23 protein-coding genes are annotated in these 22,967 nt (G+C 63.4%); 6 read left to right on the top strand and 17 right to left on the bottom strand.

Annotated elements, in window-relative coordinates; translation table 11 throughout:
• Position 1 precedes the first annotated feature (1 nt).
• The 9 genes from priA to YH3_RS24960 form a co-directional block, all read right to left on the bottom strand.
• A complete protein-coding gene (priA, locus tag YH3_RS24995) occupies positions 2-736 on the bottom strand; it encodes a bifunctional 1-(5-phosphoribosyl)-5-((5-phosphoribosylamino)methylideneamino)imidazole-4-carboxamide isomerase/phosphoribosylanthranilate isomerase PriA (RefSeq protein WP_003942371.1) in 735 nt (244 codons plus the stop codon).
• Positions 737-755: 19 nt separating this feature from the next.
• The gene (locus YH3_RS24990) at positions 756-1,007 is read right to left on the bottom strand and encodes a hypothetical protein (RefSeq protein WP_042449550.1); all 252 of its coding nucleotides are present in this window, start codon (positions 1,005-1,007) and stop codon (positions 756-758) included.
• Positions 1,004-1,639, bottom strand: coding sequence for an imidazole glycerol phosphate synthase subunit HisH (hisH, locus tag YH3_RS24985; protein ID WP_003942389.1), 636 nt, complete (start codon positions 1,637-1,639; stop codon positions 1,004-1,006). The genes YH3_RS24990 and hisH overlap by 4 nt, the downstream gene beginning before the upstream one ends.
• Positions 1,640-1,648: 9 nt before the next feature.
• Complete coding sequence (locus YH3_RS24980) at positions 1,649-2,770, bottom strand: MFS transporter (RefSeq protein ID WP_042449554.1); 1,122 nt, start codon at positions 2,768-2,770, stop codon at positions 1,649-1,651.
• A 92-nt stretch (positions 2,771-2,862) separates the two neighbouring features.
• Positions 2,863-3,012, bottom strand: a complete 150-nt coding sequence (locus YH3_RS36195) for a hypothetical protein (protein WP_007732248.1) — start codon at positions 3,010-3,012, stop codon at positions 2,863-2,865.
• On the bottom strand, positions 3,009-3,623 hold the full coding sequence (hisB, locus tag YH3_RS24975; protein WP_003942383.1) for an imidazoleglycerol-phosphate dehydratase HisB: 615 nt from the start codon (positions 3,621-3,623) through the stop codon (positions 3,009-3,011). The genes YH3_RS36195 and hisB overlap by 4 nt, the downstream gene beginning before the upstream one ends.
• Positions 3,620-4,762: a histidinol-phosphate transaminase gene (locus YH3_RS24970; RefSeq protein WP_042449556.1), complete on the bottom strand. Its 1,143-nt coding sequence runs from the start codon at positions 4,760-4,762 to the stop codon at positions 3,620-3,622. The genes hisB and YH3_RS24970 overlap by 4 nt, the downstream gene beginning before the upstream one ends.
• Entirely contained in the window at positions 4,759-6,081 is a 1,323-nt protein-coding gene (gene hisD / locus YH3_RS24965) for a histidinol dehydrogenase (protein ID WP_037130144.1), read from the bottom strand. Before hisD ends, YH3_RS24970 begins: the two co-directional genes overlap by 4 nt.
• Positions 6,082-6,234: 153 nt before the next feature.
• Positions 6,235-6,780: a hypothetical protein gene (locus tag YH3_RS24960; RefSeq protein ID WP_064444178.1), complete on the bottom strand. Its 546-nt coding sequence runs from the start codon at positions 6,778-6,780 to the stop codon at positions 6,235-6,237.
• 70 nt (positions 6,781-6,850) lie between these two features.
• Here YH3_RS24960 and YH3_RS24955 point away from each other — a divergent pair, with 70 nt between their 5' ends.
• From YH3_RS24955 to YH3_RS24945, 3 genes are all read left to right on the top strand, one after another.
• A complete protein-coding gene (locus YH3_RS24955; protein WP_064444177.1) occupies positions 6,851-10,105 on the top strand; it encodes an arabinosyltransferase domain-containing protein in 3,255 nt (1,084 codons plus the stop codon).
• Between the two features lie 140 nt (positions 10,106-10,245).
• Positions 10,246-11,499: a glycoside hydrolase family 1 protein gene (locus tag YH3_RS24950; protein WP_082920640.1), complete on the top strand. Its 1,254-nt coding sequence runs from the start codon at positions 10,246-10,248 to the stop codon at positions 11,497-11,499.
• Between the two features lie 46 nt (positions 11,500-11,545).
• On the top strand, positions 11,546-11,995 hold the full coding sequence (locus YH3_RS24945; protein WP_064444175.1) for a hypothetical protein: 450 nt from the start codon (positions 11,546-11,548) through the stop codon (positions 11,993-11,995).
• Here YH3_RS24945 and YH3_RS24940 read toward each other — a convergent pair.
• The gene (locus YH3_RS24940; RefSeq protein WP_064444174.1) at positions 11,973-12,776 is read right to left on the bottom strand and encodes a helix-turn-helix domain-containing protein; all 804 of its coding nucleotides are present in this window, start codon (positions 12,774-12,776) and stop codon (positions 11,973-11,975) included. The two genes, YH3_RS24945 and YH3_RS24940, sit on opposite strands and share 23 nt — an antisense overlap.
• A gap of 92 nt (positions 12,777-12,868) precedes the next feature.
• On the opposite strand from YH3_RS24940, the gene YH3_RS24935 reads away from it, so the two are divergent.
• The gene (locus YH3_RS24935; protein ID WP_223304506.1) at positions 12,869-13,672 is read left to right on the top strand and encodes a sulfite exporter TauE/SafE family protein; all 804 of its coding nucleotides are present in this window, start codon (positions 12,869-12,871) and stop codon (positions 13,670-13,672) included.
• Here YH3_RS24935 and YH3_RS24930 read toward each other — a convergent pair.
• Positions 13,669-14,274, bottom strand: a complete 606-nt coding sequence (locus YH3_RS24930; RefSeq protein ID WP_030537073.1) for a dihydrofolate reductase family protein — start codon at positions 14,272-14,274, stop codon at positions 13,669-13,671. The genes YH3_RS24935 and YH3_RS24930 overlap by 4 nt on opposite strands.
• Entirely contained in the window at positions 14,268-14,924 is a 657-nt protein-coding gene (locus tag YH3_RS24925; protein WP_003942413.1) for a nitroreductase family protein, read from the bottom strand. The genes YH3_RS24930 and YH3_RS24925 overlap by 7 nt, the downstream gene beginning before the upstream one ends.
• A 110-nt stretch (positions 14,925-15,034) precedes the next feature.
• Here YH3_RS24925 and YH3_RS24920 point away from each other — a divergent pair, with 110 nt between their 5' ends.
• Positions 15,035-15,664 carry a LysE family transporter gene (locus YH3_RS24920; protein WP_037130153.1) on the top strand — a complete coding sequence of 210 codons (630 nt, stop codon included), beginning with the start codon at positions 15,035-15,037 and terminating at the stop codon, positions 15,662-15,664.
• A 21-nt stretch (positions 15,665-15,685) separates the two neighbouring features.
• Here the strand turns inward: YH3_RS24920 and YH3_RS24915 are convergent, their stop codons facing one another.
• The 5 genes from YH3_RS24915 to YH3_RS24895 form a co-directional block, all read right to left on the bottom strand.
• Positions 15,686-16,357, bottom strand: a complete 672-nt coding sequence (locus tag YH3_RS24915) for a DUF1345 domain-containing protein (RefSeq protein WP_030537075.1) — start codon at positions 16,355-16,357, stop codon at positions 15,686-15,688.
• Positions 16,358-16,410: 53 nt separating this feature from the next.
• Positions 16,411-17,730, bottom strand: a complete 1,320-nt coding sequence (locus tag YH3_RS24910) for a lipase family protein (protein ID WP_063316113.1) — start codon at positions 17,728-17,730, stop codon at positions 16,411-16,413.
• Between the two features lie 20 nt (positions 17,731-17,750).
• On the bottom strand, positions 17,751-19,082 hold the full coding sequence (locus YH3_RS24905) for a cyclopropane-fatty-acyl-phospholipid synthase family protein (protein ID WP_064444173.1): 1,332 nt from the start codon (positions 19,080-19,082) through the stop codon (positions 17,751-17,753).
• Between the two features lie 127 nt (positions 19,083-19,209).
• Positions 19,210-20,766, bottom strand: coding sequence for an aminotransferase class V-fold PLP-dependent enzyme (locus tag YH3_RS24900; RefSeq protein WP_007732275.1), 1,557 nt, complete (start codon positions 20,764-20,766; stop codon positions 19,210-19,212).
• A gap of 3 nt (positions 20,767-20,769) precedes the next feature.
• Complete coding sequence (locus tag YH3_RS24895) at positions 20,770-22,161, bottom strand: MFS transporter (protein ID WP_180279626.1); 1,392 nt, start codon at positions 22,159-22,161, stop codon at positions 20,770-20,772.
• A gap of 124 nt (positions 22,162-22,285) precedes the next feature.
• Here YH3_RS24895 and YH3_RS24890 point away from each other — a divergent pair, with 124 nt between their 5' ends.
• Complete coding sequence (locus YH3_RS24890; RefSeq protein ID WP_193777187.1) at positions 22,286-22,939, top strand: GNAT family N-acetyltransferase; 654 nt, start codon at positions 22,286-22,288, stop codon at positions 22,937-22,939.
• The last annotated feature ends 28 nt before the right edge of the window (positions 22,940-22,967 follow it).

Raw genomic sequence — 22,967 nt, 5'->3', positions numbered from 1 at the left:
TCTATCCGGAAACTGCTGCCAGTGCTTCGGGGAGAGTGAAGCGACCGGCATACAATGCCTTGCCCACGATCGCGCCCTCGACACCCTGATCAACCAGGCTGGAAATGGCGAGTAGATCCTCGATGGTCGACACACCACCGGAGGCGACGACGTGCGCGTCGGTGACCGCGCAGACCTGGCTGAGAAGTTCGAGATTGGGACCGGTGAGTGTGCCGTCCTTGGAGACGTCGGTGACGACGTAACGAGTGCAGCCGTCACGGTCCAGACGCGCGAGGGTCTCCCACAGATCGCCGCCGTCGGTGACCCAGCCGCGACCACGGGTGCGGTACTGACCGTCGACGAGACGAACATCGAGGCCGACAGCGATCTTGTCGCCGTACTTGGCCAATGCACGCGCACACCACTCGGGATCCTCGATAGCGGCAGTACCGAGATTCACGCGAGCACAGCCGGTGGCCAGTGCGGCTTCCAGGGAAGCGTCGTCGCGGATTCCACCGGACAGTTCCACCTTGACCGTCAGGTCGCCGATGACGCCGGCCAACAGTTCACTGTTGGACCCACGCCCGAAAGCAGCGTCGAGGTCGACAAGATGCACCCATTCGGCACCGTCGTTCTGCCACGCAAGAGCAGCGTCGCGGGGCGACCCGTAACCGGTCTCACTTCCCGCCTCTCCTTGCACGAGGCGAACAGCTTCACCGTTGACGACATCTACAGCAGGCAAAAGGACCAGGCTCACGTGCGGTAACCCTAGTAGGTCAGGACCTCGAACCGTCTTCCGGGTCACCGAACGCTTTTCGGGTCATCCGCTTGGATACGACACCCATTGCCGCAATCGCAGCGACGACCCCCACGAGACCGATCACGAGGCCGACGCCCGGCGATGGTTTGAGAACAACGATGACGACGGTTGCGACCGCCAGCGCAGCCACAGCGGCGCCGAGCGAGAACAACGCCAGACGGGCGAGGGAGAAATCGTCACCGCGGTTCGGTCCGGATCCCCCGGTCACAAACTCTGCACCCAGTTGCTCAGCAACTCGGCGCCTGCGTCACCGGATTTCTCGGGGTGGAACTGCGTTGCCGACAACGCACCGTTCTCGACGGCAGCGAGAAACTTTCCGCCGTGATCGGCCCATGTCAGCTTCGGGGGTGCAATGTGCTCGGACGGCGCGAGCTCCCAACTCTGCACACCGTAGGAGTGGACGAAGTAGAAGCGGGTATCGGCGTCTATGCCCTTGAACAGGGTGCTGGACTCCGGCGCCTCCACGGTGTTCCAGCCCATGTGCGGCAAAACCTCTGCTTGCAGCCTCTCGACGGTGCCGGGCCATTCGCCACAGCCCTCCGCCTCGACACCGAATTCGACTCCCCGGTCGAACAGAATCTGCATGCCGACGCAGATGCCCAGCACCGGTCGGCCACCGGCCAGGCGTCTGCCGATGATTCGGTCACCCTGCACTGCACGCAGACCTTCCATGCAGGCCGCGAACGCGCCGACGCCGGGCACCACGAGACCGTCGGCCGCCAGTGCAACCTTCATGTCGTTGGTCACCTCCACCTGCGCCCCGGTGCGCGCCAGTGCGCGAGTAGCCGAATGCAGGTTGCCGGAGCCGTAATCGAGTACAGCAATCGTGGAAGCGCTCATGCCCCAACTCTATCGGGCAACCCTGCTGCCGATCACTTTGCCGCCTGCGGCCAGTGCCGGGAGCAGAGCGACAACGACCGCAGAGACCGCGAAGACCCACGCATAGCCGGCAGTCGTGGCCACGAATCCCAACGCCAGTGCACCGATTCCGGTGCCGGCGTCGTAGCCGATGTTCCAGATCGCGCTGGCGGATCCGAGTTGCCTCGGGCCGGCAGCCTGAAACGCCATGACCAAGGACTCGTTCTGCACCGCCCCGAACCCCAGCCCGAAAAGGACCGCCGCGCAGAACAAGACCGGCGTCGACCCGCCGTCGACGTTGATCGCGAACAGCACCAATCCGATGGTCGACGACGCCAATGCCGGCGCGAGTGTCCGACCACTGCCGAGACGATCGGCGATCAGGCCCGCCGAGTACCGGCCGATCAACATCGATCCACTGGCGGTCGCCAACACCACTCCAGCAACGGCCGCGCGCTCCGAGATTGCGATCGGCAGTAGAGACGACAGCCCGCCGAACGACGCGGACACGCACGCCAGAGCGAGCACCGGAACCAAGACGGCGAACACACTCAGTCGAACGGATTCCCCGGTCGGCTGGGCGAAGATCTTCGGCAACCCGGCAATGGCCACCAGCGCGAGCGCCGGGATCAGCGCACCGAGGACGAACACCGGTGTCGCCGACCACCGTTCCATGATCGCAAGCCCCAGCGGAAGCCCCGCCATTTGTGACGCTGCGATCGCGATTCCCTGAGCACCGGTGGCACGGCCCAGAATTCGTTTGGGCGCCAACTCCGCCACCAGTGCACTGCCGGCCACCGTCAGCATGCCGAAACCGATGCCACGCACCGCGGAAACCGCCAGGACAGGGCCGGCGTCGGCCGAGATCAACAGCACCAACGACGGTGGGCCGAGGAGCAGACACCCGACCGCCAGCACGCGCCGGTAGCCCTGCGTCCGCAACAACCGAGGCACGAGCAGTTGCGTCAAGACCGTGGCCGCCATGAAGACACCGGTCACCGATCCGGCAAGCGCATCCGATCCGCCGGACTGCGCAACCAGCAACGGCACCACCGGCAACAGCAACGACCAGCCACCGAAAGCTGCTGCCGCCATGATCAGGACACCGATCATGCCCGGTGTGCGAAGCAACCCCGGCGATGGAGCAGGATCTTGCGTCTCAGATACAGTCACTTTTCGCGTCTCAGACACAGTCACTTTTCGCGTCACAGACGCAGTGCGCCCGCTACCGCCGCCAGAACCGCCAACGCCAGAAGGATTCCCGACGCAAGCTTGTTGACCTTGAACATCGAGTAGGCGCCGCCCACGGCAATACCCGCGCCGATGAACAGCAAGTAGGTGAAGAGGACGCTCACAGTGTGCCCTTCGTCGACGGCACGCCGCTCACGCGCGGATCCGGCTCGACCGCCTCACGCAGAGCTCGCGCAACGGCCTTGTACTCCGCCTCGGTGATGTGGTGCTGATCGCGGCCGTACAGAACCCGAACGTGCAGTGCGATACGTGCATTCAATGCGATCGACTCGAACACGTGGCGGTTGATCACCGCGTGATACGGAACGCCCGGGTACCCGCCGATGACGGAATGCACCATGTAGTCGGGCTCACCGGTGTGCACGCAGTACGGGCGACCGGAGACGTCGACCGACGCGTGCGCCAGCGTTTCGTCCATCGGGATGAAAGCGTCGCCGAAACGACGGATGCCCTTCTTGTCGCCGAGTGCCTGGCCGAGCGCCTGGCCGAAGACGATCGCGGTGTCCTCGACGGTGTGGTGAGCGTCGATCTCGACGTCACCCTTCGCCTTGACGTCGAGATCGAAGCTGGCGTGCGTACCCAACGCGTTGAGCATGTGGTCGAAGAACGGAACGCCGGTGGAGACGTCGACGATGCCGGTCCCGTCCAGATTCAGTTCGACGACGATGCTTGATTCCCGAGTTGTTCGTTCGATCCGCGCGATGCGATCGCTCATGCCGTCTCTCCTGAATTCGTGTCGACCAGCTGGGTGCCTGCGATTTCGTCACTGGCCTTGATGAACGCGTCGTTCTCGGCTTCGAGTCCCACGGTGGCCCGCAGGTATCCGGGGATGCCGATGTCGCGGATGAGAACCCCGCGGTCGAGGTATTCCTTCCACGCCTGTGCACTGTCGGTGAACTGTCCGAACAAGATGAAGTTCGCGTCACTGGGAATCACTCGGAAACCGGTGTCCGCCAGCGCCTTCGACACGCGATCGCGCTCGGCGGACAAGGCGTGCACACTGCCGAGGGTCTCGTCGGCGTGACGCAGGGCGGCACGTGCCGCCGCCTGCGTGACCACCGAGAGGTGATAAGGCAAGCGCACCAATAACAGTGCGTCGATGAACGCGGGAGCGGCGGCGAGGTAGCCGAGTCGGCCACCGGCAAACGCGAAAGCCTTGCTCATGGTGCGGGTCACAACCAGCTTGGCCGGGAACTCGTCGATCAGCGTCATCGCGCTCGGGGCAGCGGAGAACTCCGCGTACGCCTCGTCCACGATCACGATGCCCGGCGCCACGTCGAGGATGCGTCGCAGTTCTGCAATGCCGACGCTGTGTCCGGTCGGGTTGTTGGGGCTGGTCACGAACACGACGTCGGGTCGACGTTCCGCGATCACGGTGACGGCAGCATCCACGTCGAGTGCGAAGTCGTCCCGACGGAAGACCTCGACCCACTCGGTATCGGTACCGTCGGCGATGATCGGGTGCATCGAGTACGAAGGCACAAAACCCATCGCGCTACGTCCCGGACCTGCGAACGCCTGAAGAAGTTGCTGCAGAATCTCGTTCGATCCGTTTGCCGCCCACAGATTGTCGACGGTGACCGGTACACCTGTCTGCTTCGCCAGGTACGCCGCCAGATCCGTCCGCAACGCCACAGCGTCACGGTCGGGGTAGCGGTGCAGTTCCTTCGCGGCTTCGCGCACGGATTCGGCCACATCGTCGATGAGCGCCTGGGTCGGCGGATGCGGGTTCTCGTTCGTGTTGAGCTGAACCGGAACCGTCAACTGCGGTGCGCCGTACGCCGACTTTCCACGCAGGTTCTCGCGAATCGGCAGGGCGTCGACCGAAATCGACTCTCCAGGAGCACTACTCATCGCAGAGCCTCGAATCGCAGACGCACAGCCTCGCCGTGAGCCGGCAGATCCTCCGCATTGGCCAGCGTGATGACATGTCCGGCAACGTCTTTCAGTGCAGACTCGGAGTAGTCGATCACGTGGATTCCACGAAGGAACGTCTGCACACTCAGACCGGAGGAGTGGCGTGCACACCCGGCCGTCGGCAGAACGTGGTTGGAGCCGGCGCAGTAGTCGCCGAGACTGACCGGCGCCCACGGGCCGACGAACACGGCACCAGCGCTGGTGACCTGAGCTGCCACCCCGGTTGCATCCTCGGTCTGGATCTCGAGGTGCTCTGCCGCATACGCATTGACGACGCGCAGACCAGCGGAAACATCAGAAACGAGCACCGTGCCCGACTGGCTACCGGTCAGTGCCGTGGTGACGCGCTCGCGATGCTTGGTGATCTCGAGCTGCGCAGCCAGAGCCTTGTCGACCGCGTCGGCCAAGTCGACGCTGGTCGTGACAAGAACGCTGGCGGCCATCACGTCGTGCTCGGCCTGGCTGATGAGATCGGCGGCAACGTGGACCGGGTCAGCGGTGTGGTCGGCGAGGATCGCGATCTCGGTGGGACCGGCTTCCGCGTCGATGCCGACCAGTCCGCGGCACAGACGCTTGGCGGCAGTGACGTAGATGTTGCCGGGACCGGTGATGAGGTCGACCGGGACAAGCTCGGTTCCATCGGTGTCGGTTCCGCCGTAGGTAAGGAGGGCGACGCCCTGCCCGCCGCCGACGGCCCACACTTCGTCGACGCCGAGCATGGCTGCTGCGGCAAGGATGGTCGGGTGCGGCAATCCGCCGAAGTCGGCTTGGGGCGGCGAGGCGACAACAAGTGATCCGACGCCGGCCGTCTGAGCCGGCACGACGTTCATGACAACGCTGGACGGGTACACGGCATTGCCGCCGGGCACGTACAGCCCGACGCGCTCGACCGGAACCCAACGCTCGGTGACCGTGCCACCCGGAACGACCTCGGTGACGGTGTCCTTGCGACGCTGGTCGGCGTGCACCGTGCGGGTGCGCTCGATCGCAACCTCGAGGGCTTCCTTGACTGCGGGGTCGAGTTCACGAAGTGCGCGCTCGAGCTCGGCCGCGGGTACACGAACCGAAGCCGGACGAACGCCGTCGAACTTCTCGCCGAACTCGAGGGCGGCTTCTGCCCCGCGATCACGGACGGCTTCGACCATCGGGCGAACCTGATGCAGTACCGCGTCCACATCCACTCCACCTCGGGGAAGCGCGGCGCGAAGTTCGGCCGTGGATGGGGTACGACCACGCAGGTCGGTGCGGGCAAGCATGAGAGTTCCTCTCGTACGCAAACGGGGTGCCTGTGCAAGCGGCAGCAAACCGGTCCGGCATCACAGGCCCTGAACAGCGCGCCTGAAACACAGAACTGATGACAATTATCCAGGATAGGCGCACCCCGTTTTTCACCGGTCCACCTGCAACGCTCACTGCAGGTCCGGCGCCCGCCGCCGGGCGAGTTCGATCAGCTCGTCCCTTCGATGTGTTGCCACCGAGATTTCACGGCCGTCATGCAGACGAAAGCGGACCCCGTCGCCGGGAGATGCGAGAACTACCCGCATACCTGGGCCGGTCATTCGATAACCGATTCCGGAGCCCATCCCGATATGTACTGCAGTGGCAGACACAACTTCGTCCCACCTAAATACCTGACGCAGCCCCGGAGACAGCGCGATCGACACTCGTTCGACGTCTGTGGTGATGATCACGCGCACCTTCCACATGTACGCGGCCAACCCGAAGGACAGGACCGCGGACAACACGGCGCCGACGTAGCCCGCCGAGTCGCGATCCACGATTGCCGCGAACCCGCAGACAATTACCAGGACAATTCCGAGGACGACGCACAATGCGACCGCCGAACGCCGCAGTAGTGGGCTCAGGGGAATGGACTCGTGAAATTCGCGCACAGCACCCCCCGCCTCGATCGCCGACAACCCCACCCCGAGGAATGACACCGGGAACACGACCATCCCATTACTCGCGCTTTTATAACAAACACGTCACGCACAGCTAGGGTCCAAAGTCGTGACAGACAGTGACGTGGCCACGACCGCACCTCCGGCCTTGCCGACCCCTCAGCGATCCAGCGGACCGACCCGAGCACGGATCGTTGCGATTGTCGCATCGATCCTCGGCATAGTTTTGTGCGGATCAGTGCCGTTCCTGCCGATCGAGCAGGACACCGCCGTCGTCAACTGGCCGCAGGCCGGGTCGACGACAAGCGTCGAGGCGCCATTGGTCTCGTACACACCGTTGCGCATGGAGGCATCGATTCCGTGCGCGTCGATCAGCGAGTTGGCCGCCACCGGCGGAACACTCGTCTCGACTGCACCTCCGGGTGCCCCCGATGCGCGCCGCTACGGATTTGTTGCCACTGTCTCCCCCGAATCCTCCGACGCTCCCGCTCGGGTCGACGTTGTCCTACGCGATCGAGTGTTGCTCTCGACACCCGTCGCTGATCTGCCGAGTGGATGCGCACTCACGCTCGCCGCCGAGCCGACCCGAACCACCTTCAGTGCCACCGGTTCCGAACCGCGCGTCATCGAGGGCGACAGCCGGCCACAGGTAGTCGGCGTCTTCAGCGACCTCGATTCGGCGGCAGCCGGTTTGAACGTCTCGATCGAGGCGGACTCTCGCTTCACGTCGAGCCCGTCGGTGATCAAGACTCTCGCCATGATTCTCGGGGCACTCACGGCTGTCGTGTCCCTCTTCGCGCTGCACCGCCTCGACAACCGCGACGGCCGGGGCACACGCAAATTTCTGCCCGCCCGATGGTGGAAGTTCACCGTCCTCGACGGCGTCGTCGTCGGAACGCTGGTGCTGTGGCACTTCATCGGCGCTACCACCACCGACGACGGCTACCAGTTCACGATGGCAAGAGCCTCCGAGCAATCGGGCTACATGTCCAACTACTTCCGGTGGTTCGCGGTCCCCGAAACCCCGTTCGGAACGCCGTATTACAACATCCTCGGACTCCTGGCCCACGTCAGCACCGCAAGCCCCTGGGTCCGTCTGCCTGCTCTGTTGGCAGGCATCATCACCTGGCTCGTCATCAGCCGGGAGGTTGCGCCTCGGCTGGGCGCCGCCATTCGCGGAAATCGACTCGCCCTCTGGACCGGCGCGCTTGTCTTCCTCGCATTCTGGCTTCCGTTCAACAACGGACTGCGCCCCGAACCGATCGTTGCCCTCGGCGTGCTGCTGACCTGGTGCTCGATCGAACGCGCCGTCGCGACGAGACGACTTCTGCCGGTCGCAGTCGCGATCCTGATCGCCGGATTCACCTTGACTGCCGGCCCTTCCGGCCTCATCTGCTTTGCCGCACTCATCGCCGGAATACGCCCGATCATGCGCATCATCATCGAACGTGCGCGCACCACCGGTTACGTCGCGGCTGTCGGGCCACTGCTAGCTGCCGGACTCTCGATTCTCATCCCCGCGTTCGGCGATCAAAGTCTGGCCGCCGTCATCGAGATGCAACGCGTCCACTCGATCTCACCGAATCAGCCCTGGTTCGACGAGTACCTCCGCTATCAGTACCTCTTCAACATCTCCGTCGACGGTTCCCTGACTCGCAGATTCGGTGTGTTCGTCATGGTTCTGTGCCTTGGCGTCTGCACCGCGATGATGCTGCGCAAAGGGGGCCGGATTCCCGGTTTGGCCGCCGGCCCGTCACGCCGCGTCGTGGGGCTGACGATCGGCGCACTGCCACTGCTGATGTTCTCGCCGACCAAGTGGACGCACCACTTCGGAATCTTTGCCGGACTCACCGCCGTTCTGGCGATGATGACGGCCGTCGCCGTGGGAACAAAACTCCTGCGCTCGCCGCGCAATCGGGCCCTCTTCGCGGCGGCCGTCCTGTTCCTCCTCGCGGTGGCATTCACCGGCAGCAACAGCTACTACTACGTGTCCAGCTACAGCGTTCCGTGGTGGGACAAGCCTGTGTCCATCAGCGGACTCGGCGCGAGCACCGTCCTCCTCGGGCTGACGGTGCTGATGCTCGGCGTCGCCGCGTGGTACTTCTTCCGTGAGCCGTACACCGCGGGGAAGGAACCGTCCGCGAAGCACGCTCGACTGCTTGCCATCTCGCCACTGACGGTTGCCGCAGGTGCCATGGTCCTCTTCGAGGTGCTGTCCATGGCCAAGGGCGCGGTCACCCAGTACCCGGCCTATTCGGTGGGCCGTGCAAACGTCGACGCCGTTCTCGGCCAACATTGCGGTCTCGCCAACGACGTTCTGCTCGAGACCGATCCGAACGCCTCGATGCTGACGCCCCTCTCGGGCAGCGTCGCCACAGGACTGTCCGCCGGTGGGGCTACGGGATTCGATCCGAATGGCGTCGCCTCCGACCTTCGAGCAGACAAGGAAGCCACGGCTACCGGCGGCGCGAACACCGTCGACACCTCCGAGGACACCGCCGGCAACTCGGCCGGAACCGGCGGTGGCGCCGGACAGACCGGAGTCAACGGCAGTTCGGTCGCGTTGCCGTTCGGTCTCGACCCGGCGACAACACCCGTCATGGGTAGTTACGGTCAGCCCTCCCCCGGCACTCTGACCAGTGACTGGTACCAACTCCCCGACGTGGGCGAGAACGCCACGCGTGGCGACATCATCTCGATTGCCGCGGCTGGTCGTGTTCGGTCCGTCGACAAGGACGGAATCGTCACCTACGGCCAGAACGTCGAGGTCGAGTACGGCACAGCGCGTGGCGTCGACGATGCCGAAACAGACGCTGTCGAAACACTCGGAAAGATCGCGCCCCTCGACATCGGCCCGGCGCCGTCATGGCGGAACCTGCGTGTGCCGTTGGATCAGATTCCCGTCGAAGCCAACAGCATTCGACTGGTCGTCAGCGACTACGACAGCAAGCCCGACCAATGGGTGGCCGTCACCCCGCCGCGGGTTCCGAAGACCCAGAAGCTCAACGACGTCGTCGGTTCACAGGCGCCCGTCATGCTGGATTGGGCTGTCGGACTGGCATTCCCATGCCAACGCCCCTTCGATCATCGGGTCGGTGTCGCCGAGGTCCCCGAGTATCGGATCCTTCCCGACCATTCCGGCGCGCTCGTGACCAGTGCCTGGCAGGACCACTACGGTGGTGGACCGTTGGGGTGGATCGATCTGCTCCTGACCGCTCAGACCATTCCGTCGTATCTCGACAACGACTGGGCTCGCGACTGGGGTTCGATCGAGAAGTACACACCGATCGATCCGAGTGCAGTACCTGCCCAGGTCGACGAAACGACCGTTCAGCGCTCCGGGACGTGGAACCCGGGATCGATGACCATGGTTTTCTGAGCGGAATTTCTGAGCGGCTGGGTCACTGAGTGACACGGTCCTGCCGCGGGCGGATCGGACGAAACGCCTGCGACTGGACACTTGTATGACTTAGTCTCCCAGGCATGGGAGCCCTGTCACGGTCTATTGCGCCTGCGCTGATGGCACTGACGTGCCTGTTCGGGGTGCTGGCCCTTCCCGCTCACGCCTCGGCTGAGGTACCGGATGACTTCCTCTGGGGCGTTGCCACCTCCGGGTTCCAATCGGAAGGTTCGTCGCCGGACAGCAACTGGTCTCGATACTCCGATTCCGGACGAACCCACGACAAGATCGGTGACTCGGTCGACTTCCGTCATCGCTACGCCGAGGACATCGACCGGGCGGCCGATCTGGGATCGAAGGTTTTCCGATTCGGCGTCGAGTGGGCGCGAGTTCAGCCCGCCGCCGGGAGCTGGAACGAGACCGAATTCGCCTACTACGACGACGTGGTAGCTCACATCCGCGCGCGGGGCATGACTCCGATGATCACACTCGACCACTGGGTGTATCCGGGATGGGTTGTCGATCAAGGCGGCTGGACAAATCCGAAGACGGAAGCCGATTGGCTGGTCAACGCAGAGAAGGTAGTCGAGCGGTACTCCGGAATCGGGGCGCTCTGGATCACGATCAACGAGCCGACTGTGTACGTTCAGCGCGAATTGACCTACGGCGGAATCGCACTCACCCAGGCGCCGTCGATGTTCGACTCATTGGTCCGAGTCCACCGGGCGATCTACGACCGCATCCATGTTCTCGATCCCGGTGCCCGCGTAAGCAGTAATTTCTCCTTCATTCCCGGCGTGTCCGAGGCGATCGATTCGGTGTTCACGGATCGAGTGCGCGACAAGCTCGACTTTCTCGGCATCGACTACTACTACGGTGTGGCCCTGAACAATCCGACTGCCGCGTACGCCGCGCTCGACGAGTTCTACAACGTCACGCCGCAGCCCGAAGGCCTGTACGACGCATTGATGCGGTACTCGGGCAAGTATCCGGAACTCCCCCTCTACATCGTCGAGAACGGCATGCCCACCGACAACGGAGCGCCGCGCGCCGACGGATACACACGCGCGAATCACTTACGCGATCACATCTATTGGATGGAACGCGCCCGAGAAGACGGTGCCGACGTGATCGGCTACAACTACTGGTCCATCACCGACAACTACGAATGGGGTTCGTACCGACCTCGATTCGGCCTCTACACGGTCGATGTTCTCGGCGATCCCACTGCGGCGCGAATCCCGACCGACGGCGTCGACGCCTACCGCCGGATCATTCACGAGAACGGCGTCGGGGCCGACTACGTGCCCGTCATGGCCCCGGCTTTCTGCTCGCTCGTCGATCCTCCCCGCAGCTGTACGGCTACTCGATGAGGGCCGTTTTCCGAAATTCCTCCACTCCTCGTCGTTAGGATGTCCCATGCGAACACTGCGAAATATCGCCGGAACTGCCGCTGCCACCGCTGTCCTGATCCTGGTTGCCGGAGGCGCTGCGACGGCAGCCCCGAACCCGGCCGATTCACCCCGCGAGGCGCAAGCACGCGCCTACATCGACGCCCTCGTCTCCCATGACGTCTCCGATGTTCATTTCGCCCCGGATGCGACCCGCGTCGAAGCCGGACTCAAGACGGGGTTCTCCGGACCACAGATGTCCGCCGACCTCGAACACGGCATCCAATACCGCGTTATCCAGGGCGTCCGAGACCTCGAGATGTCAGAGGCCGGGGACATCGTCTCGACCACCTACCTGCTGGACGCGGGAATCGGCGGCACTCGCCTCATGACCGTGGAGATTCGTGAAACCTTCGAAGTCCGTGACGGTCTCATCCACGACGTCGTCGCCGACATCATCCCGGTGTCTGTGTCGTGACGCGCGCCCGATAGCTACTGGGCGGTGCACCCGAGACTCGGGTGCACATCGCCGCGAAGGCAGCCGGCGTCGAGTATCCGAGTTCAGACGCAACGGCCGTCACACTGGCCCCGGCAGAAAGTTTCGGAAGCGCGTGAAGAATGCAGGCACGCTGCATCCACGACGACGCGCTCATCCCCGTTTCCGAGATCAGCAAGCGGTGCAGTGTCCGTTCACTGACGTGGAGTCGGTCAGCCCACCGCGTGGGCGAGTCATGGATCGACGGGGCTGCGAGATACTGCGCGCACAACGCCCGCAATCCCGGGTGCCGAGGCAGCGGGAGTTCCACAGGTAGGGGCGCAAGATCGCGAAGTTCGTGCAGGATCAGCTGAAATACCGCGGCGCTGCGTCCGTGTGCGGGTAAGTCGTCCTCCACATTCAGCTCGACATCCATGTCGACTGCAGCGACAAGTAACTCACGCAGGAGCGACGATACTGCGACGACTCGGCACCTGACCGGGAACCACGGCGCTGCGGACGGTTCGATGTAGAGGCTTCGCGTGCTGACGCCGTCCATTGTCACGGCATGAGCGACACCGGCGGGAATCATGACCGCATTGGACGGCAGAACCGTCCACTCACCGTCTTCGGTTTCGACGTTCATCGCACCGTTCACAGCGAAGAGAAACTGGGCTCGTCGATGTTCGTGGGCGGCCAGCACGTGACCGGGTGGGTAGTCGGTTCCGATTGCGAGAACACCGCGGGGTGAGTGATCGACGTCGTTGATCGAGATGTTGCGCACCGGAGGAACCTACCGAGTCTGTGTCCGATTCACAATGGAACGTGGCGAACCTTCGAATGTGCGCCAACGGAGAAATCGCTAACGTTCATCAAGTGCTTCACTACTCCCTCATCCTGCTCGCTTTCGGCGCCTTGACCGGAGTCACCACCGTTCTTTTCGGATTCGGTGGCGGGTTCGTCACTGTCCCAGTCGTTTACGCTGCATCGACGCTGCGGCCGGACGTCATCGATCCGATGCATGTCGCCGTAGCATCCTCGGCGGCCGTGATGGTGGTCAATTCACTCGGTGCCACAGTCGCATTCAGGAAGTCAGGACGGCTACGGACGGAGTACATCAGACCTCTGATCGGTCCCGTCGCACTCGGAGCCGGGCTCGGAGCGGTTGCGGCGGGCCACGTAGACGACGGCGTCGTCCGGATTCTGTTTGTGCTCTACCTGCTGGTGACAATCCTGGACAGTCTTCTGCGACAAGGGTTTCTGACACCATCTGAACCTCGCGAACATCTTGACCGTCACGGCGTCCGCGCTGTCGGGATAGGCATCGGTGCCGTCGCAAGTTTCCTCGGAGTCGGCGGGAGCGTCATGACGGTTCCGATGATGCGACGCGGCGGAGTTCCGATGGCCGACGCCGCCGCGAGCGCCAACCCGTTGAGCTTGCCTGTCGCCGTCGTCGCGACGGCGGTGTATGCGGTCTCATCAGGGCACAGTTCAGCCTCGGATCTGTCGGCGGGCAGAGTCGGCGCTGTCGACCTTCTGGCCGTCTGTGCACTACTCGCCGGTTCCCTACCGGCGATCGCGCTGAGCCGACGAATCGTCGGTGCCATACCGGACCGAGTCCATGCCGCCGCCTACATCGCTCTACTCGGCGTCGTCACGGCAGTGATGGTGATTGCTTAGCGAACGGCGTATCGCAGATAGATGACGCCGCCGTCGAAGGTTTTCTCCTCGAGCAGTTGCAGATCAAGCCGGCTTTCCGGGAGAGCTCGCAATCCGCCACCGATATTGACCGGACACAGGAACAGTCTGACTTCATCGACCAAACCCGCCGCGAAAGCACTAACCGCAACCGTCGGTCCACCGATCGAGATATCTTGTACCGCTTCACTCTCGAGCAAACGGATGAAGTCTTCATCGAAGCTCGGGACAATCCTGGTACGTGCGGTCGACACCTCGTTCAGCGTCGTGGAGTACACGATCTTGTCGATTCCACGCCAGATCTGAGCGAACTCGGCGGTCGCCGCCTCGATACCGGCAAACTCGCCCGGAGCCGAAGGTCCTCCTGCCACCGAAGAACGCTCGAGATCCTCGGACGCCATTGTTTCCCAGGGAATCATCGTCTCGTACATCCGGCGCCCGAGCAGGTACGTGCCGACTCCCCTCTCTAGCTCGTTGACGAACGCGTGGACCTGCGCGTCGGGAACCGCCCAGTCGAAGTTCCCCTGCTCATCGGCCACATACCCGTCGATCGAGCAGATCGCCGAGTAGATCAGGCTCACCATCGGTCCACGTGCAGCACGTTGTCGACCGGTTCACGGGCGGCGGGTTTGAACGTCTCGCCGGTGAAGTACGCCGTCGGGATGAGCGCAGCCTGATGGAATCCGGCCGGAATGCCCAGCAGCTCGGCAACTTCCGCTTCACGCTGCAAATGCAATGTCGTCCACGCCGTACCGAGCCCACGTGCCCGCGCGGCCAGCGCGTAACTCCACGCAGCCGGGAGTAGCGAACCCCACAGGCCGGCTTGGTTCCCCTCCGGCAGCGTCTTGCCCGCCTTGATACACGGAATGAGAAGGACCGGCACCTCACCCATGTGCTCACCGAGCCACGCGACGCTGGTGCCCACGCGTTGTTGAATCGGCGCGCGATCGGGATCATCGGCGAAGAGTTTTGCCGCCGAACCGTGAGAGGCAAGGTACTCGTCGGTGACTTCCTTGTAGATCTGCCCGACTGCTGCACGCAGTGCCGGATCGGTCACCACCATCCACTGCCAGCCCTGGCGATTCGAACCGGAGGGCGCTTGCAGGGCGATCTGGAGGCATTCCTTCACCAGGTCCAACGGCACGGGACGGGTCAGATCCAGACGCTTTCGAACGGTCCGCGTTGTGGTCAGCAATTCGTCGGGTGTCAGGTCCAGTACGGGATACGACGTCATCTCCCGATCATTGCACTGTCGCGAGCAGTGAGCAGGACTGTCCGTCTAGACTTTTCTGATCCCGTGCGTGCTCGTTGTCGGGAGTATTTCCCGATCAAAGGACTTTCGACATGAGTTGGCACGTCTGGTTGGCGTTCTTCGGAGCAAGTTGGGTGATCAGCCTGTCGCCGGGGGCCGGCGCCATTGCGTCGATGTCGTCGGGACTTGCCTACGGCTTGCGACGCGGATACTGGAACATCTTCGGGCTGCAGTTGGGATTGTTGCTGCAGATCGGAATTGTCGCGGCGGGGGTCGGTGCAATTCTCGCCAGTTCGACCGTGGCCTTTTCCTTGATCAAGTGGTTCGGTGTCGCATACCTCGTCTACCTGGGGATCAGGCAGTGGCGATCGGCGCCCACCGAGGTGGAGACCGACGAGGCAGCCGCGAGCAGCTCCGGTCCGATGATGATGCTTCGCGGATTTCTCGTGAACGCGAGCAATCCGAAGGCCGTCGTTTTCATGCTCGCAGTGCTCCCGCAGTTCCTGGACCCGTCGGCGCCGCTGCTGCCGCAGTATCTGATCATCGCCGCCACGATGTGCGCAGTCGACGTGATCGTGATGACCGGATACACCGGCCTGGCCGCCCGGGTGCTCACCTTGATGCGCTCCCCCAAACAGCAGCGAACCACCAATCGAGTGTTCGCCGGTCTGTTCTTCGGAGCCGCCGGCTTCCTCTCGAGCATCGGGCGTGCAGCGGCTTGATCGGTCACACGGCTCGAGAGATCACAGGCCCGCAATCAAGTTGACGACGGACGCCACGATCACCGAACCGAACAGGTACGACAGCAATGCGTGGCCGAGTGCCATCGCGCGCATGTCCGACGACTTCAAGTTGGTGTCGGAAATCGCGAAGCTCATCCCGACCGTGTACGCCACGTAGGCGAAATCGCTGTACCTCGGCGGTTCTTCCTGATTGAAATCGATTCCGCCGTCGGGGCCGGAGTAGTACAGCCGTGCATATCCGAGGGCGAAGAGCGTGTGGACCGCCAGCCACGAGATCACGACGCTGCCGACTGCAACCGATGCCGCCACTACTTGGTAGTGATGTCCGTCGGGTGCCGCCAGGAGCAGGAACGCGATACCGACCAGGCTCGCGACGGCGGCACCGAGAATCAGCAGGTGCGCGACGTTTCGGGCCGGCTCTTCGCGCGTTGCGTGGCTTGCGGTGAGCGTCGCGTCGAAGGGCCAGACCAGAATCCACGTCCACACCGTGAACACCATCGCCGCCACATCCCAGCCGATCAGAAACGCGAATCGGGGATAGCCGACCAACGCCGTGACGACACCGGCGGCCACACCGAGCAGCAGACCCGTCGACACTCTCAGCGCCGGCCCGGCACCCAGGGCGCTCCGTGGAACCGGGTTGATCGGAAGGTCGTGCGGTCGATCGTTCACGGGCTCAGTCAACCACTGTTAGAAGTGAGACGGTGGTTACGTGACACGGCGACTCAGGCGTTGCACGCACCGACTATCGGCTTGCCGTTGAATCTGTCCAGCACGTACTGCAATCCGACGCCGAAATCCGCTACGGCCGGCGCGAGGTGGTTGTTGCCGCTCCCCGGATTCACCGCAGGCAAGGTGTCGGTGAACAACGTCGCCTCGGCCCCGCGCGCGCACCAGTCCTGAACCAGGCGCCGGGTTTGCTCGTACGGGATGAAATCGTCGTTGAGCGCTCCGTTGACCAGAATCGGCGAGGCCGGGGTTCGCCACCCGATGCGTTGTTCCTCGATCACCTGTTGGATCTCCGGTACCGATTCCACCACGTCGGCGAGTGGTCGTCCGTCTGTGGTCCACGACGCCGTCGACTGCTTCCCGTACTTGGTTCGGGAATCGATGAGGCATTGCCCGGCGACGTCGGCGAGCACGGACCGGCCGTAGTCGTTGAGTCGAGATTCGATCGGCTCTCGGGCGGCGGGATAGCGGTCGAGGACGCCGTTGATCGTGTAACCGATCGCGGCCATCAGGCCGGTACCGTCGATATGACGCAGAACGCTTGCCAGGTCTGCCGGGGGCGCGCTCGCGTAACTCCCGACCAGATTCAACTCAGGCGCGTATTCGGGTGCCAGTTCGGTTGCAGCGGCAGTGGCGCCGCCGCCCTGCGAATGGCCCCACAGCGCTATCGGATCGTCCTCTCCTGCCTGCGCGAGGGCTCGGGCAGCGCGTGCACCGTCCAACATCGCATGGGCTTCCTCGGCGCGATTGACGTAGGTATGGACGCCGGGTGTTCCGAGTCCGATGTAGTCGGTGACGAATACACGAACGCCCTGGGCGAGGAAAGCGAAAGCAAAAGCTGACTCGTAGTTGACACCGACACTGTCCACACCGGCACCGTAGTTCGACGGATTCCCGGGTTCCGCCAGGCGGAGCTGACCGGCAGTGGGAAACATCCTCGACGGCGCGCACTGATCACCTTGGCCCTGCGTACCCGGACCGATCACCACCGTCGGGCGGGGGCCCGCTCCTGACCACGGGGCAGCCGGCTCCAGGTACGAGCCCGACACAGCAACCTTGGATCCGTGGGCGTCGGTACTCGAATACAGGATCCGGGTCCCCACACCAGGCACTCCGCCGACGGCACCGGCCAGAGCCAGCGGTTCCGTCCGAATCACCGAACCCGGATCACCGACGTCGCCCGGAATCGCATCGTAGAAATCGTTCACAGGTTCGGCGTTCGACATCGGTGTGAACAGCAGCGAGGTCGGCAACAGCGCCGATACCGCAACGGCCGAAACCTTCAGTGCCGCGAGGACAACCTTCCGGGTGCTCATGGAAATCCAACGTATAGGCCTCAGTCGACGCGCGGACCGGTTTCGATCTGCGGGACTTCAATCGATCGATACCAACTGTCACGCGAGCGGGCCATGCCGCTGGCCCCCCGATCCCCTGGTTTCACGGCCAGAACCTGATGAATCGTAAGCCTGTGCGGCTCCTCGAAACCCAGGGCACTGGCAGCGAGATACAGCAACCAGGTACGCACCCGGGGAGCACCGACCTGTAAGACCGATGCGTCCCAGTTCTCGCGGAGGTTCTGCACCCATGCGCGCAGTGTCAGTGCGTAATGCTCGCGCAACGCTTCGCTGTCACGCGTCTCGAAACCCGAAAGTTCCAGCGCATCAATGGTTTTACTCAACGGAAGGATCTCACCGTCCGGGAAGATGTACCTGTCGATGAAGCTGGGACCGTCATCGACGTTGTCCGACAACAACTTCACCGCGGCGATGGCATGATTGAGCAGACGACCCCACGGCACGAGCAGGTCGTAGAGTTTTGCCGTGTACACCGGCAAATTGACCAGGCCCACGTGCTCGGACATGCCGATGCTCGAAATCGCGTCGTAAGGGCCGTCGTCGACGTCGCGGTAGTCCTGCACCCGAATCTCGATGCGATCGGTCAAACCCGCGTCGGCAACTCGCCCCTTGGCGTATTCGACCTGCTCGTTGCTCAGCGAGACTCCGACGACGTCGACGCCGTAGTTCTGGGCGGCGTGTAATGCCATCGATCCCCAACCGCAGCCGACGTCGAGCAGTCGCATTCCCGGCTTCAGATCGAGCTTGCGGCAAATCAAGTCCAGCTTCGCGTACTGAGCAGCTTCGAGGGATTCGACACCTTCCGGCCAGTATCCGCACGAATAAACCATGCTCGGCCCGAGGAACAGTTCGTAGAAGCGATTCCCGACGTCGTAGTGATGGGAGACAGTCGCCGAATCGCGTGATCTACTGTGCCGCTTGCCTCGCTTACTACGCATCTCGATCGCCGGGGGTGACGGTGGTGGACCCACCGCTCCCAAGCCGGCGAAAGTACCGGCGGCGCGAACAATCGAGCGCAGCGGCAACGTCGACAAACGATTCTCACCGAGCCGCGTGACCAGTTCCGGAACGTCGAGGAGCGCGAAGATATCGCCGTCTACGTCCAGATCGCCGGAAACGTACGCCCTCGCCAGCCCTAATTCGTTGGGAGAGTAGAGGACCCGCCGTAGGGCACGCCGATTCCGGAAGTGAACCTGCGCAGCGGCGTCCGGTGGCCCTGCCTCCGAACCGTCCCAACATCGCACGCGAACCGGAAGCGGAACCCCGATCACTTCCTCGAACACCGTCAAAATCTTGGCCGCGGCACCAGTCACTGATCAACCCTCCGACAAAAGATGGTTAGCCGATGACAGAAAACTTACGCCCGATTCGCGAATCTTTCGCGCCATTTGTCCGAGTTTTGGACAGTGTTCATCGCGGTTTCGGTATTCATCGCCGAGTTCAGGGCTCCACCATTCCGGCGAGGAATTCCACCAGCAGTCTCTTCGTGACCTCACGTGGCAGCGATTCCACTGCCGCGAGGACGGCCGCCATGTCCAAGGGAGAATCGGAAGAGCCCCGAGGATCCAGCCCCGCCGACGTCAACGCTGCCGCGACGGCGTCACTGGGCAACGCAAGAACATCGGCGACGGTGACATCGCCACGTTCGAATGCTCCGGCCAACTCTGCCAGGGCCGGCGGCGCCTCGGCTGCCGCCGAGCCGCGAACGTCGTCGGCACCGAGGACGAGTGCGCTGGTCAACTCGCCGAGCACAGATTCCGTCACCGGGGTGACGGTGAGGTGGGTTGTTCGAGGCAACGTCGTCCCGTCAGGTTGCGTCGACGCCGGCTGCCCTTGAAGGACGAAGCCGCGAGCACCGACAGCGCTCACCCAGCGATGCGGATCCACTCGCCGTTCGAGCGGCACGGAATCGTCGGTAGCGACCGCGAACAGTGGTCCCACCGGCGAGCCCACGACGCGAAGACCCTCGATTGCCTCGACCGTGCCGATCAGTGCACGAGTGGCCCGCTGCGCCCGGGACACCAATTCGGCGTACCCGGATTGCCCGAGGACTTGCGAAATCGCCCAAGCACCGGCAAGAGCAGCAACGGATTTGGAACCGAGAAGCGTGGGATTGACCACCGGGTACCCCGGCCAGTCCGTGAGTCCGAAATACTGCTTGCGATGCAGATCTCGCCCTCGGTGCAGCAGGACCGAAACGCCTTTGGGCGAGTATCCGTACTTGTGGAAGTCGACGGACATGCTAGTGACCCCGGGCACCCGGAAATCCCAGGGTGGCAGATCACCCCACCACGGCAACGCAAGCCCACCGATGCAGGCGTCGACATGCAGTGGAATCGAATGTGCACGAGCAACTTCCGCGACATCGGCGATCGGGTCGAGCGCCGCGAACGGGTAGCTGGGCGCGGAGACGACGATCAAGACCGTGTCTTTCCGAACTGCCGTCGCAATATCTTGTGCGCCGACGCGCCCCGACGTGGGATCTACTGGTACCAGGATCAGTTCCAGTCCGAGCAGGTGAGCTGCCTTGTGGAAAGCGGCATGCGCGGTGGTCGGAAGAACCAGCGAACCCTCACCCGGCGGGAGCCCACGGAAGTCGCGAGCTGCCTTGACGGCCAACACACAACTCTCCGTTCCGCCGCTGGTGACATTGCCGACGACTACGCCTCCGGCGTCTGTATCTGAGGCTGGGTCTGAAGCTCCATGGAGGAACTCGCGTGCGAACGCAACCAACTCACGCTCCATCACCGCGGTGGACGGGAACACCGTCGGGTCGAGACCGTTGACCGGCTGAACCAATCGAGCTGCGTCCGCTGCCAACTCGTCGAGCGCTGCGAGGCCGCTGTCGTACACGTACGACAGAACCCGGCCTCCGTGCGTCGGAGCGTCCTGCTCGCGAAGCGAACGCAACCGACTCAAGATGTCGGCCGCCCTCTTCTCGAGGTTTGCGCTCTCGACGATCTTGCCCTGAAGTTCCTCGGCCCGAGTGGAACTCATCGTTCACCTTTCGTTCTCGTGAGTGGATTCTTGTTCGGTGCGGTAATTCCGCAATACGACCAGGCTGATCGCAACCAGGATCGCCGGCACGACCGAGAAGCCGAGGGCAATTCCGGTCAGCGCCGATTCCGGTTGCACGACAGTCTCGCCCGCAGTTTTCGAAACGAAGCCGGTCACCGCGAGTACACCCAAGAACACCGCGGGTCCCAGGGCAAGGCCTGCGGTTTCCGCGGCGGTCCAGATACCACTGAGCGAACCACCGCGTTGGCGCCCACCGATTCGCGCGTCGTCCTCGATGACGTCCGGAAGCATCGCCAGCGGGAACACCTGCATGCCGGCGTAGCCGACGCCGGCAAGCGCGACGGCACCGTAGATCCACGAACCCGCGTCGACAGCCGCAAGCGTCAACAACGCCGTGGCGACGACGAACAGAACCGAAGACACCACGTAACCGCGAAGCTTTCCGTACCGATGCGAGAACCGGTACCACAGCGGCATGACGACGAGAGCTGGTCCGACGAGTGCAACGAACAGACCGGTGAGCGCACCTTCGTTGCCCATCACATAGGTCGCTAGATATTGCGCACCCGCCAACATCACAGCGGTGGCAAGAGCTTGGAGCACAAAGACGATGACCAGCAATCGGAACGCGCGGGTACGTCGTATCGCGTCGAACCCGTCCCGGTACTGCGAGAGCAACGAGCCGACCGGCGCGTCCGCGTGAGTCACCGTGTGGCGCGCGGCTCCGCGAACTGCCCAGATCATTGCCCCGCACATCAGCGCCGACACCCCGATCGCCATGACCAGATAACCGCGTGCTCCGCCCCCGGCAGCGTCGCGTAGCTCGGGTCCGCCGGCGCCGATGACCAGAATTGTCAGGGCCAACACCGCAATTCGAACCGATACCAACCGGGTGCGCTCGTGGTAATCGCCGGTCAACTCGGTCGGCAACGCGATGTACGGCACCTGAAAGAGGCTGTAGGCACTCGCCGCGAGCAGGAAGAAGACGAGCACCCACATCGCCCCGACTCCGGGGCCGGCCGACACCGGGGCCGAGAACGTGAGAATGAAGAGCAACGGCAGTCCCAGAGCGCCTGCGAGCATGAGTGGCACTCGCGTACCGGTTCGATGAGAGCTTCGGTCGCTGATCGACCCGATCAGCGGATCGATCAGGACGTCGGCGATTTTCGGGACAATGACCACAAGCGACGCGAGCGCCGCGGCAACGCCGAGCGTGTCGGTCAGGTAGTACGCCAGTACCAGACCTGGCAGAACACCGAATCCACCCGTACCGACACTTCCCGCTGCGTATCCGGCCACCACACCACGCGAAAGCCTGTCAGGCGATCTACCTTCACGAAGACGTACCGGTTTGTCTGTAGTCACCGTCCACACACTAATGTCACGACTCCGTACCGCGAGGGCAAAAGAATCCCGATGACCAGAAGTCGCTCACTCGGACGTGCCTGGCATGCCAGACTGTGACCCGATTCGCACACGAAACGAAGGTCTGAAGACGATGGTTGACCCACTGCGAGAGATCTGGCCTCCGTACGGAGTCACGATCACGTGTGGGCCCATCACCTTGCTCCCTGTGCGCGACGATCATTTCCCCGAACTCACTGCGCTGGTCCGAGCCGGCATTCACCCTGCCGAACAGATGCCGTTTCTCGTCCCCTGGACGGTGGGCACTCCCGACGAAGTGTCGCGAAGATTCATCCAATACCACTGGTCGGTCCGCGGAGCGATGACCATGACCGACTGGAAATTCGAAACAGCCATTGTCGTCGACGGAGAAATCGTCGGCTGCCAGGCGTTCGCCGCGACGGACTTTCCTACCAGTCGTACCGGTGAAACCGGCTCGTGGATCGGACGCGGGTTCCAAGGCCGGGGTGTCGGCACTCTCGCCCGACAGGCAATCTGCGCATTCGCATTCGACTCTTTGGGTGCACGAAGCGTGGTGTCATCGGCATTCACGGACAACCCCGCCTCGATCACGGTGTCCACCAAAGTCGGGTACCTCGCAGACGGCACAGTAGAGGAGTTGGCTGCCGACGGTCGCATGACCGTGCGTCGTCTCTTCACCCTCAGCCGCGAAGATTTTGTCGCACCGCCGTATCCCGTCGAAGTGACCGGCGTGCGCGCGTTCAAGACGATGCTCGGCATCGACTGAGCGAGCTACCCGTGCACCGTGAGAACCG

This window comes from Rhodococcus sp. YH3-3, from assembly GCF_001653035.1.
In the GTDB taxonomy this organism is placed as follows: Bacteria; Actinomycetota; Actinomycetes; order Mycobacteriales; family Mycobacteriaceae; genus Rhodococcus_F; species Rhodococcus_F qingshengii.
This window is presented reverse-complemented; position numbering and strand designations above follow the sequence as displayed.